General features: G+C 40.8%; 9 protein-coding genes and 1 pseudogene. All 10 read right to left on the bottom strand.

Annotated elements, in window-relative coordinates:
* Positions 1–298 precede the first annotated feature (298 nt).
* Complete coding sequence (locus tag LHV68_02745; GenBank protein MCB4790783.1) at positions 299–1498, bottom strand: DegT/DnrJ/EryC1/StrS family aminotransferase; 1200 nt, start codon at positions 1496–1498, stop codon at positions 299–301.
* 33 nt (positions 1499–1531) lie between these two features.
* On the bottom strand, positions 1532–2749 hold the full coding sequence (locus LHV68_02740) for a glycosyltransferase (protein MCB4790782.1): 1218 nt from the start codon (positions 2747–2749) through the stop codon (positions 1532–1534).
* A gap of 12 nt (positions 2750–2761) precedes the next feature.
* On the bottom strand, positions 2762–3340 hold the full coding sequence (locus tag LHV68_02735) for a class I SAM-dependent methyltransferase (GenBank protein ID MCB4790781.1): 579 nt from the start codon (positions 3338–3340) through the stop codon (positions 2762–2764).
* Positions 3341–3368: 28 nt separating this feature from the next.
* Positions 3369–4811 carry a B12-binding domain-containing radical SAM protein gene (locus LHV68_02730; protein MCB4790780.1) on the bottom strand — a complete coding sequence of 481 codons (1443 nt, stop codon included), beginning with the start codon at positions 4809–4811 and terminating at the stop codon, positions 3369–3371.
* Positions 4808–6028 (bottom strand): glycosyltransferase, encoded by a 1221-nt coding sequence (locus tag LHV68_02725; GenBank protein ID MCB4790779.1) that lies wholly within the window; start codon positions 6026–6028, stop codon positions 4808–4810. The genes LHV68_02730 and LHV68_02725 overlap by 4 nt, the downstream gene beginning before the upstream one ends.
* On the bottom strand, positions 6025–7494 hold the full coding sequence (locus LHV68_02720; GenBank protein ID MCB4790778.1) for a B12-binding domain-containing radical SAM protein: 1470 nt from the start codon (positions 7492–7494) through the stop codon (positions 6025–6027). The genes LHV68_02725 and LHV68_02720 overlap by 4 nt, the downstream gene beginning before the upstream one ends.
* 237 nt (positions 7495–7731) lie before the next feature.
* Positions 7732–8364, bottom strand: a complete 633-nt coding sequence (locus LHV68_02715) for an HAD family phosphatase (GenBank protein ID MCB4790777.1) — start codon at positions 8362–8364, stop codon at positions 7732–7734.
* Positions 8361–9926: a UxaA family hydrolase gene (locus LHV68_02710; protein ID MCB4790776.1), complete on the bottom strand. Its 1566-nt coding sequence runs from the start codon at positions 9924–9926 to the stop codon at positions 8361–8363. The genes LHV68_02715 and LHV68_02710 overlap by 4 nt, the downstream gene beginning before the upstream one ends.
* Positions 9927–10728: 802 nt before the next feature.
* A pseudogene (locus LHV68_02705) lies at positions 10729–11646 on the bottom strand (GDP-L-fucose synthase).
* A gap of 56 nt (positions 11647–11702) precedes the next feature.
* On the bottom strand, positions 11703–12212 hold the full coding sequence (locus LHV68_02700; GenBank protein MCB4790775.1) for a type 1 glutamine amidotransferase: 510 nt from the start codon (positions 12210–12212) through the stop codon (positions 11703–11705).
* Positions 12213–12350 lie beyond the last annotated feature (138 nt).

Below are 12350 nucleotides of genomic sequence, written 5' to 3'. Positions count from 1 at the left end.
CTTAGGGTAAAGTATAATCAGCGTAAAGTTTATCTTTAACGCAGGATTTACACAACGATTTCAAGGTTCGTTCCTTCTGTTGTGAAAGACCATCGGTTCTTTAAAGCTATATTACTAATTTTTTGCCCCAAATTCTGGGACAGGTGCGCTACGCTCTTGACTTGTTATTGTAGTATGTCCCATATTTCCAATAACAAATTTCGGGAATGACACCTTTTTTACATCAATTTCCGGATTTCCGTGTCAGACTTGACAAACTTGGCTTATTTTCTTTGACTCAACATTCCTTCCATTCTTTTTACTTTTTCTTCAAAAACTTATCCAGCAATGCGATAAAATAATCTATCTGAGGTTTTGCGATATCCTGGTGTGTGCCTATATGAAAACCGTTATTACCGATGTATTCTGCTTCGGGAAATTCGCCGGTTTTGTAGCCTAAGAATTCAAACCCTTTGCACTGGGTCGGCATAGACTGGAAAAGCGTCCGTGTATCTATGCCGTTTATTTCAAGGTAACTGACCAGCTCATCGCGGGTGAACTTTACCCCCTCTTTAAGTATAACCGCAAAACAGTAGGGAGCCATTTTTTCGTAAGGCTCTTGAACGATTGTAAATAAATAATTATTGAACTGTTTAAACTGTTTGTTTAAATAAACAAAATTATCCATTCTTTTTTTGAATATCTCAGGATATATTTCAAGATAGCCAAGCCCTACGGCTGCTTCTATCTCGTTCATCTTTGCAGAATAACCTATACGCTCAAAAATGAAACGGATATCGGTTTTGTATTTAAACCTTTTTTTGCATTCTGCCCCGGTTGTGTTAAGCACACAGATATTACAGTCGCAGGCCCTTCCGTGCGCCCTTAGAGACCTCAAGATTTCGGCATACCGTGTATTATTGGTGGTTACTATGCCCCCCTCTATTGTTGAAATTATATGTGCAATGTACAGGCTGAAAGCAGCCATGTCGCCTATAGTTCCGATATTTTTCCCTTTATAAACAGCGCTTTGAGCTTCAGCGGCATCTTCAATAACCAGAAGGCCGTGTTTTTTTGCTATCTTATTTATAGTGTCCATTTCAGCCGGTTTGCCCATAAGGTGGACAGCCAGTATAGCCTTTGTTTTTTTGGTTACGGCTTTTTCTATTCTTGTTTCATCTATATTAAGGGTATGCCTTTTTATATCTACGAATTTCGGGATAAACCCCGCATGCAGCACGGAATTCCCCGTGGCGGCAAATGACAAGGCAGGCACTATTACCTCATCTCCTCTTTTTGCGCCGTAATCATAAAGCACAGCCATAGCCAGTGTGTCGGCATCAGTGCCGGAAGATACGGCTACAGCCTCTTTTGTCCCGACAAGCTCTGCGAACCTTTTTTCAAATTCCCTTACATATTTCCCGCCTGATAGCCTTCCTGAGTTAAGTATTTTGTTTGCCAGTATTTTCGCTTTTTTGGTAATCGTTATCGTTCCGAACGGATACCTTATTTTATTCATGTTTTACACCCTTTAATAATATTTTTTTAAACCTTAATTTGCTGCGAAATATTTGTGCCACCTGTTAGCAAATACCCTTATAGCGCCCAAATAAAACCCTTTTAAAAATAAAACGGGCCCGTATTTAAACAGCCCCAAAAATGTTTCCAAAGCATTAAACAGCTTAAGCCTGGAAAGTTGGACAAAAACCGTAAAAGTCAACCCGATTATTGATTTTAACTTAAAACTGTTGCTTAAATATATTTTATCTTTATCAAAATAATTTATATTATCCCTCTTAAAAGCTTTTTGGAACTCATTTAAGACGCGAGGTATATAGACCCTGCTTTCGTAGTTGTTTAGGGCTCTTTGATAAGAATTTTTTGCTAGCTCATCCAGCTTTTCCGGGTTGGACAGGTAATAGTTCACTTTCTCAAGAAGTTCTTTTTTGTTTCCGAAAACGTCTATTTCTTTTCCTATTTCAAACATAGCGTTTAATTGCGGAGAATATTCTGACAGGCAGAACGAGCCCGTCAGCGCTATTTCTATCGGCCTTGCTTTTGCCTGCCTTGCATTTTTCAACAGCGGGTCATCTTTATTCAGCCAGTTAAGTTTATCTATCTTTGTAAAATTAAGGTTTATCCTGCTTCTTGAAAAAGTCTCCGAGAATTTATCCCATTCGAGGAAACCGTAATTTGACCCTCTGCCAAAAGCCTTTATTTTTATTTTATTTTCCGCGAGATACTGAATGTATTCCATACGGTCGTTCTTTTTGCAGTCACCTACGAAACATACATCTATATCCTTTTTTATGTTTACCGGATGGTAACGTTCTTTTAAATGCGATGCAAAATAAAGCACTGCAGGTATCCCGATGTTCTTGTAGGCAAATACGCTTAAGTAGTCCATCGTAGCCAGAGTATCGAAAGCCTGGGCATAGTATTTATTATAGGCATTGAAATACTGGTCGTCATCGAACAGCCAGAGGGCCAGGTTCACTTTATTTCTGAGCGAGGCATAAAATTCCACAGGGATATCGAAATTGGTCACGTACGGGAATACGATAACTACCGAAATACCTTTATTATCGATTATGTGCCTGATATGATCCTGAGTTTTTCCTATCCCGTTATCAATAACCTGTTTGACGATATTTAACCTGAAGCTTTCCTTGAAGTATTCGGATAATATATCCAGGTGGAATTTATGATTCTGATTGTTATCGTCACAATACAGCAATAACAAATTTTTATCGCCAAAAATTGACTGCATAATTATTTACCTCTATTTTATTATCCACCAGTCAGGCAATTCAACCTGTAGAACCAGCCCGTTTTTTACGGCATACTTGGTGACTGCCTGGACTACTCCGTCATGTTCCCTGCAAAATCCGTTATAAAAATCGTGCCCGCCTATAACACCGCCTTTGCGGATTTTAGGGTAAAAATTTATTAATTCCTCGTTAACAAAAGCTTCTCCGTGATTACCGTCAAGGTAAACGAAATCAAGGCCGTCCGGTATATCGTTCATCGAGTCCGATGATTTCTTGTAAACCCAGGATATTTTATCTGAGAACCTGCTTAAGCGTTTTACAGCTTCTTTTTTTGCCAGCTCAAGAGGGTCCTGGTCTATACCATAATGAGCTTTGCCCGCGTCATAATCCCCGTATAGGTTATAGGGATCGACTAAATAGAGCCGTCTTATATCCAGATTCTCAAGAAGGCTCTCGGCATGGTCTGCTTTATATACCCCTATTTCAACACCAGTCAGGTTCTTCCCGGAAACAGCCAACCTTTCAAAAGGCCTCGGAAATACGCGGTGCTTAAGGTCGCTGAGCATCTTAATTATTTTCTCTTCTTCCATTTCCGCCTCCAAATTAATATCAACTATATCAGTCTTTGAACCAAAAAAATCCGTCCGTGTTTAAGATCACCCTTTGAAAACTTTTTATGAACCTCAAAAACGTAAGGAACAAACCTATCACGCCGGATTTCCTTAAGACCGGTACCCATCTCCAGGGCGCCAGATATATGCTTATAAAAGCATCGTTCTGTATCCTGATAAGCTCCTGCGGTGACAGGCTGCCGACCGACATAACGGCGCCGCCGTACCGGATGAACTTTGAAAAATCATTTGTTTCCAGTTTCAAGGCGTGCTCGCCTTTCTTTGCCATCTCATAAAGTTCGGTCCCCGGATACGGCACGGCAATGCTTATATTGGCCTGTTTTATTTCTTTTGAACTCCTAAGGAAATGAAGGGTGTTGCGCACCGTTTCCTTCGTTTTTCCCGGGAGGCCTATCATGCACGAATTTAACGTTTCGATATTGTACCTATTGGTTATTTCATTGGCCTTTTTATAACTTTCAAGCGGCACCTCTTTTTTCATTATCCTTCTTATGTTTTCATCTACCGACTCAAGGCCGAAGGATATCCTGATAAGGCCTGCCTCTGCCATTTTTTTTATCAATTCTTCGTCTACAAGGTTTGCCCTTGTCCCGCAGTCGAACGTTATGTTCAACTTTCGGCTTATTATATTATCGCATAACTCCATTATGTACTTTTTGTCTATAGTTAATGTGTCATCAAGGAATATAATATGCCTTATGTTAAACTTCGATATTATCGAAGTTATCTCGTCAATTACAAGGCCTATTGACCTTTGCCTGAGCTTTTTGCCAAAGACATCAGTACTGCAGAAGATACACTTGAACGGGCACCCTCTTGAAGTCATTACCGTAGTAAAATTCTTAGTGCCGTGCAGCGTGCCTATATTATACCGGTTAAGTTTTAACAAATGCCGCGCAGGTACAGGAATTGAATCTACATCCGCTATCAGGTCAGGCTGGCCGGTAAACTTCACTTCTTCTTTTTCCCTGTATAGAATCCCCTTTATCTGGCTTATATCTCCTTTATTTTCTATGCATTTTAAAAAAAGCTGCCAGGACCCGTCGGATTCTCCTATGAAGCCATAATCGAAACAATCATAAAAAGCTTCCTTTTTCAAGACCGATATATGCGGCCCGCCGATAACTATGGGTACTTTGCTAAAGTTTGATTTAAGGCGCTTTGCAAGCTCAAGCGAAAACCTGAAGAACGGCGTAGTAGCGGTCATACCGATAATATCGGGCGCAAATTTTCCGGCTTCAACGACCATCTTTTCAACCGGTAGGTCTTCGGCCTCGCCGTCTATTATCTTTACAGTGTGCCCCTGATCTTCGGCTATAGCTGCAAGATATGCAAGGTTTAAAGGCGGCCAGACAGACGCTTTTCTGGCAAAGTAAGTTATCATTCCGTATTCTTGTGTCCATTTCGGGAATATTAAAAGTATCTTCATGGCCGCTTACAATAGTTCAGGAATCGTCTGACCGGAGCTATGTTGTCGATTATTTCTTCTTTTATGAATACCAGCACCTGGTACAGGTCTAACTTCCTGCATTTTAAAAGCAATAAAAATTCTTCTACGGCATACCCCAGCTGCAGCCTTTTTAAGAATTTTATAATCAATAAAACCCTGAAAGTGGAATAATTCGCAATAAAGACTTTATCCAGGTAAAGTTTTCTCTGCCCCTGCCGCTTTTTAATAGACATCTCTTTTATTTTATTAAAAAGCTGTGGTATGCCTTTATTTCCGTCGTAGAGCTCAACGGCTTTTTTGTAGGCGCTTAGGGCCATAGCTTCCCTTTTATCGTAATTTTTCAGGTAGTGCCTTACTTTTTCCAAAAGGTCGTCCTTGCTGTAAAACACGTCTATCTCTTTGCCGATCTCGAAAGTATCTTCTATACCGTAAGCATACTCGGACAGCACAAACCCGCCGCAGAGTGCGGCCTGTGTAATACGTCCTTTTGGCTGCTTTAACAATTTATGTACCTTTAAATTCCTTGTCAGGCGCGTTGAATCAAGAGCGTCGGTAAAATTCAGATTGATCTTAGTTTTGTTTATGATTTCTACCAGACGTTCCGCACTTACCGGCCCGTTAACTGAGTTCGGCCCATAACTTACGGCGGGTATAGCGTTGGCTTTTAAATATTCAAGATACTCTAAGCGCCTGCTGTGGCAGGAATGCAGGCCTACAAAGGAAACATCCATATCTTTTTTAAGACCGGGATATTTCTTATAATATTTTCCGTCAAAGAAACTATAGCAGACTATCGCTTCTATGCCTATCAATTTATAATAACTTATGCATGGTTTATTAAAAACAACTACCAGGTCCATGGCTTGTGCATAGTACCTGTCCCTTACCTCAAAATAGTATTCTGTATCCCCGACAAGCATCACGGTGTACAGGTTTTTTCTTAACTTCGCAAAGAATTCTACGCTAAAATGAAAGCCGGTTGCCTCACTCCAGAACATAACGATGTCTATTTTATTGTCCTGTACGAAGCTTTCTATATACCCTTCCGTCCCTTTGTTGCCTTTTTGAAAATACAGGTCTTTATAATCAATAAAAAAACCGCCTAAGCTTGCAGACAGGTCTATCAAAATATTCCCAACCTCGCTCAAGGTCTCTTTATTCCTGTAATAAATTAACAACATCTTTTTATCGTTCATTGCAATAAAATCCGTTCGAGTTTTGTTTTAGTCATAGCAAGTATATGCTCTTTTACTCTTGTACCGAATTTAGTTTCAATCATATTTAAATAATTAGGGTTTCCAAAATATTTATTAAATGCATTGTCCCTGAACCGCAGAACTTCTACGGGGCTTAAATACTTGGTAGGAAGAGGCAAGATATCCTTGGCATAAGGAGAGTAGTTGTGCCAGCCTTTGGGAAGCTTCAATTTTTCTTTAATAGCTATTTCATAAAGTTTCGAGCCCGGATATGCCATAGCACATGAAAAGTTCGCCCACTCGGAATTTATTTCCAATGCCATGTCCAGAGTCTCCTGCATGGTTTGCATCGTGTCATCCGGCAATCCAAAAATATAATTTGCTCCCACCCTTATGCCTGCCTCCTGCACTTTCCTTACTACGTTTACTATATCTTTTCTGCGCATTTGTTTATGAACCCCGTCGCGGACAGATTCGTTGGCAGATTCTATGCCAATACCCAGCCAGTTTATGCCGGCTTCTTTCATTTTCTTCAAGAAATTAAAGTCGATCGTATCTATCCTTGCATACGCCCACAGGTTAAGCTTAAGCCCTCTTTTTATGATGAGGTCTACGATAGCCATATAATGCTCTTTACTAAAAATGAACAATTCATCCGCTATCTTAACATTTTTTACACCATACTTTTCATTTAACAGGGATAATTCGTCAACAACCAATTTAGGGCTGCGGTAACGGATTCCCGGCTTTCCGAACGGCGCATTAATGCAGCAAAACACGCATGAGAACGGGCACCCCAGGCTTGTATAGATAGCTCCGTAAGGCTTCCTGTTCTCAATATCGTCAAAACAATGCCAGTTATGCGCCTTATATTTATCCATCGGCAGAAGGTCCCACGCCCCTATAGGCAATACTTCATCAAGGTCTCCGATGAGAGTAGCCCTGCCGTTATTTTTTGTTTTACCGTTTTCCTTATACCAAAGACCTGGGATATTTTTGAAATCACTTTTACCTGTTTTTAAAATTCCAAGCAAAGATTCAAGAGTATAAGGCCCTTCGCCTTCAATTACAAAATCCACAGTTTCTTCTTCTAATGTCTGTTTTGGCAGTGCGGAAGGGTGCAGCCCGCCTATTATAACCCTGGACGGCGTATCGTTTTTTATTTCTTTACATATCCTTCCTGCAACCGTCATGTTCTGAGTCGATGCCTGAGGGTTTGAACCGTAAACTATGACTGCTGCAAGAAACGGGTCTAACCGCTTCACTTTCATTGCCGTCTCTTCAGGTGTTATATTTTCAGCATTCGAATCTATTACTGCAACGTTGAACCCTTTATTCCTGAGGTATGAGGCGGTCACTGCTATCAAGAAAGGAGGTTCGATGGCAGCCAGGTCTAGGCCGAGCGCCTGGTAGTTATATTTTCTGTCACCCGGATTGATCAAGACAATGTCGATTTTTTGCTGCATTAATAGGTCCTATCACAATTTTTAACTTGCAATTTTCTGTGGCTTCCGCAGGGTTCCCTATCTGTCATTGCGATACCGCAAAGCGGGAGAAGCAATCTAAAAATGATGTTGCAACGTCGAGATCGCCACGGTCGCCAAAGCGACCTCGCGATGACAATACCTCTTGATACCTCGCGGTCTTACCGCAAAGTGAGGCATCATAAGAACATAGCGGAGACTGAGAAATACAAAACTGCTTCATAGTAGGCCTTCAAGCATTTGTATTCTGTCTATCACAATATCCGCCTTCTTTAGATATTTCTTGTTTAAAGTCGAAGCCACGGCTACACAGAACATCCCTGCATTTTTTGCCGATTCAATGCCCAAAGGGGCATTCTCTACCACCAGGCATTGGGCAGGGTTTACCGACATTGCTTTTGCAGCTAAAAGATACGGCAGGGGGTCCGGTTTAGGTTTTCTTACCATATCTCCGGTAATCACTGCTTCAAAGCGTTTAAGAAAATCTGCACCGGCGGATTTTACGAGGCGAACCTTGCTTGCTCCTGTGACCAGCCCCAATTTATAGCCTTTCTTCCTTAGACGCGATATTAGAGTTTTGACTCCGCTGTACAATGAGAACGAATTATTGTTTAAATAATAATCATCTTTAGCTTTGCATATTTTATCGACCAACCCGGATCTATTATTCTTTTTCCCAAGCAATTTCCGTGCTACATTTTTAACGTTCATGCCTTCAAGGAGAAAATATTCCTTTTTGGAAAAGCACACCTTATGTCCCTTAAGAGCAACCTTCCACGCTCTATAATTATCTTCCATGGTCCTGGCTATAACACCGTCAAAGTCAAACAAGACAGCTCTATATTTGTTCATAAAGACAACTTGCCTGCTGTCCATATCTGGAAAGACCTTTTATTATGGATTTCAGACCGTGTTTTTTCTCCCGAAGCAACCTTTATTACCATAGCCAGAAGTTTTTCACCGAGCTTATTCAATAAACTCATATCTTTGATAAGAACACCTGAATCGAAATCCATATCGTCCTTAAGGGACTTAAATACTTTTGTTGTCGAAGGTATCTTTATTACTGGGACTATTAAACTTCCTTCAGGTGTTCCCATGCCTGTAGAAAACAATATGACATTAGCCCCTGAAGCCGTCAGCCCTGTCATTGATTCAAGATCATTGCCCGGGCCGTTCATAATAGTCAGCCCCTTCTTACTTATTTTCTGGGCATAATCTACAAAATCAACTATGGGCGAATGCCCTCCTTTCTGTATAGCACCGAGGCTTTTAAGGGTCAGGTTTACCAAACCGCCTTTTTTGTTTCCGGGTACAAAGTTTCCGTTCATAGAAATATCTAATTTCTTGGCCAAGCCTGTATAATATTTCAAGCCGTTAAAATATTTTTCTATTACTTCTTTTGAAACCATTCTTTTTATAAGGATATCTTCTGCACCTATCATTTCAGGCATCTCTGAAAGTATAGCAGAGCCGCCTGAACCAATGACCATGTCTACGGTTGCGCCTATCAGCGGGTTTGCGGTAATTCCTGAGAATGTATCGGAAGCGCCGCATTCAGTCCCTATTATCAGTTTTTCTAACGGGAACTTTTCTCTTTTTATATTATTTACAGATTTAAGCCTTTTCAAAACTATAACTTTCCCCTTTTTATAAGCTGCTTGATCACCTCCTGATTCGATGATCGATAAATAATCAACCGGTTTTCCAGTTTTTGACAAACCATCGAAAAACTTTGAAATATAACTTTTATTTGTTTTTTCGCATCCGAGGTCAATGATCAATGCACCGCCGACATTCGGATGAGAAATAGTGTTTTTCAAAGTAAGGACTAACCGGTCTATGATATCACCGTCATTACATCCACAGCCTTCAGTATGGCCGGCTGCTACGATCCCGTCAATATTTTTATATTTTTTCTTGATTACAGGGTCAACGTCAAACGAAAGAGCTATGCGCCGGGCCATGTCGCTTGAACATAAGGAAGTGGGGACCAAGATATAATAGTTTCTGGTTCCTATGCTGCCGCCTTTCCGCCTGATCCCATAAAAGTATTTGTCCGGAATATGACCGGGCTTGTCAATTTTTGCAAATACCCTATTATTCCTGGCCAATAACTCCAGCTGGCGCTGTGTATGCCTAAACTCCCTGATCAATTTATCATGGACTAGCTGCCCTGAAAAAATACCTTTTGATATGCCAAAAGGGCTGCCGTATTGGATAACCTTCCAGCCCTTTTTAATATTATGCAAAGCAAACCTATGCCCGGCCGGTATGTTAGATTTTATTTTAATTATATTATTTGACCACTGGATCAAAACGCCTTTATTTATGAAAGCCTTTGCTACGGCTATATTATCCAGGCCGTTCATAATGACAGCTATATTCTCAATCTTATAAACCCTACTTTTCATAAATCTATACCTGGGACTTTATCCTTAAGAGAACCAATTTTTCTTTAATGCTTAAAACGTCGTTAATAAATGTTTCAGACTTTTGTGCGTCGCCTAAACTCAAAACCACATTGCCTTTGCCGTCATAGATACTGCCTCTTAAAGAAACACATATCTCGCCGCTTTTGGTTTTAAAACCCTTTTTAAATTCTCTGTTATTTGTAAAGACCTCGAAGATTATGGTATAGCTGTCTGTTTCTACCGGGCAGGATACATGCTTTTCTAATTCCGTGAAATTGAAATAGTTATACCCGTTTATATTTATTGTTTCCATTTCCCCTATACCTTCGTAGCCGTAGTACTCCCTGCCGTACTTGTCCTGCAGCCTTAGGAGGTCTGTTTTGATAGGAGGCGATTCTATTTCAAGGAGGTCTATCCCTTCTTTCGACAACGCTTTGGTGGAATGGAATACCCCTTTTTCAAGAATTACAGCATCCCCGCCTTTCAAATACCTCCTGTGGTCCAATGTATTATTCATGGCTTTTCCGGAAAGAAGGACCAGCGAGGTTTTTTTGTTTCGATGACAATGCATCGAGGTAGAATGGTCCTGGCCTAGATGCAGGAACCAAACCGCTATAGACTCGTTTTCAAAAACGAGAAATTCATAGCCCCAGGGTTTTAAGACCACTTTATTTGAGTATGAATCGGGCTGGGTTAACGAAGCTGTACTTTTCTTTGAACGTGCATTTATAACTTTTTTGTCTTTTTGGCAGCTTTTGACCCGTGAAACGCCGGTAGTCCTTATTTCCTTTTTCTTAACCTGCTCTAAAAATGAACCGTAAGTAAGCTCAACTCCTCTGGAAAGCTCTGTGCGGCATTCCCAGCCTAATTTATTTATCCTTGAACTATCTAGAAGTTTTTTTGCGACGCCGTCAGGTTTTGCTGTATCATAAACTATGTCACCTGTAAAACCTACGGCTTTCTTGATAACCTTTGCCAGCTCTTTAATGGAAGACCCCTTTCCTGTTCCGACGTTGTATAGAAAGTCCCCGGTTTTATTGTTCATTAAATAGAGAGAAGCATCTACTACATCATTTACAAAAATAAAATCCCTTACAGGTCGCCCCGTACCCCAGATTATCACTTTGTCCTGATTTGAGACCTTTGCCTCGTGAAAATTCCTGAGCAGTGAAGGGAGAACCTGGGAATTCATGATATCGTAATTTTCGTTCGGCCCGTATATATTCGGAGGTACAACGACCAGGAACTGGGTCCCGTACTGCCTGTTATAAGATTCGCAGATTTTTACTCCTGATATCTTCGATACAGCGAAAGGTTCACAAGTAGACTCAACAGGGCCGGTCAGCAGATATTCTTCTTTTGCAGGCTGGGGGCAGTTTTTCGGATATATATCGGCACAGGAATAAAATATCAGCTTTTTTACTTCATTTAAAAATGCCTGATGCAGTACATTGCACTGCATCATCGTGTTTTCGTAGATAAAATCAGCCCTGTACGTATTATTCGCAAATATCCCACCGACTTTTGCCGCGGCAAAAAACACGTACTCCGGTTTTTCTTTTTCAAAAAAGAGCTTTACCTGGGATTGATCCGAAAGGTCAAGTTGAGAGTGCGTACGCACCAGGATATTCCTGTACCCTTCAGAATAAAGTTTCCCCAAGATCGCAGACCCCAGCATCCCGTTATGCCCGGCAACATATATCTTAGATTTCTTTTCCATAAAATGTCCCTTCGGAATTTTTGATTACACAGATTAACAAAACCGATTACGCAGATTCATAGGCCGAATTTTTTTAATGTTTCTCTCATCCACTCGCCGTTATACTTATAGTGCGGGCTTGAAACTATGTTCCCGTCAACTACTACCGGTAAATCTACATACTGCGCCCCCGCATTTATAATATCATCTTTTATACCCACGTATCCGGTTATCTTCCTTCCTTTTACTATGCCCGCTGATATTAGTATCCAGGGGCCGTGGCATATAGTTGAAACGACTTTCCCTTTATCGTGCATGGCTTTTACAAAATCAAGCACTTCTTTTATCTGGCGGACCCTGTCCGGAGCTTCGTGCCCTCCGGGCAAAACCACAAGGTCAAAATCTTTCTCCTTAAGTTCCGTGACGTCCATGGTAGGTTTTACCGGCAGGCCGTACTTGCCTTTTGTAACAGCCTTGTCTTTTATGGCCACATCGACTTTGAATCCTGCTTCCTGAAGACGATAGTAAGGATAAATGAACTCCTCATCCTGAAAATTCGGGCCAGTTATTATTACCGCTCTTTTCATGAGTTTCCTCCCGGGATACTATTCTTTATACCTGAATAGATTTGTTTGTTTTTATCTTTGTAATCTCTTTCAATCTGTGGAATCAAGACGTCCTTGTCATATAGGATGTCTATAAATAACCTTAATAAGGGCCGTCAT

Source organism: Candidatus Liberimonas magnetica (assembly GCA_020523885.1).
Taxonomy (GTDB): Bacteria; Elusimicrobiota; Endomicrobiia; order Endomicrobiales; family JAFGIL01; genus Liberimonas; species Liberimonas magnetica.
The sequence above is the reverse complement of the archived record's forward strand: the minus strand, read 5'-3'. Positions and strand labels throughout refer to the sequence as shown.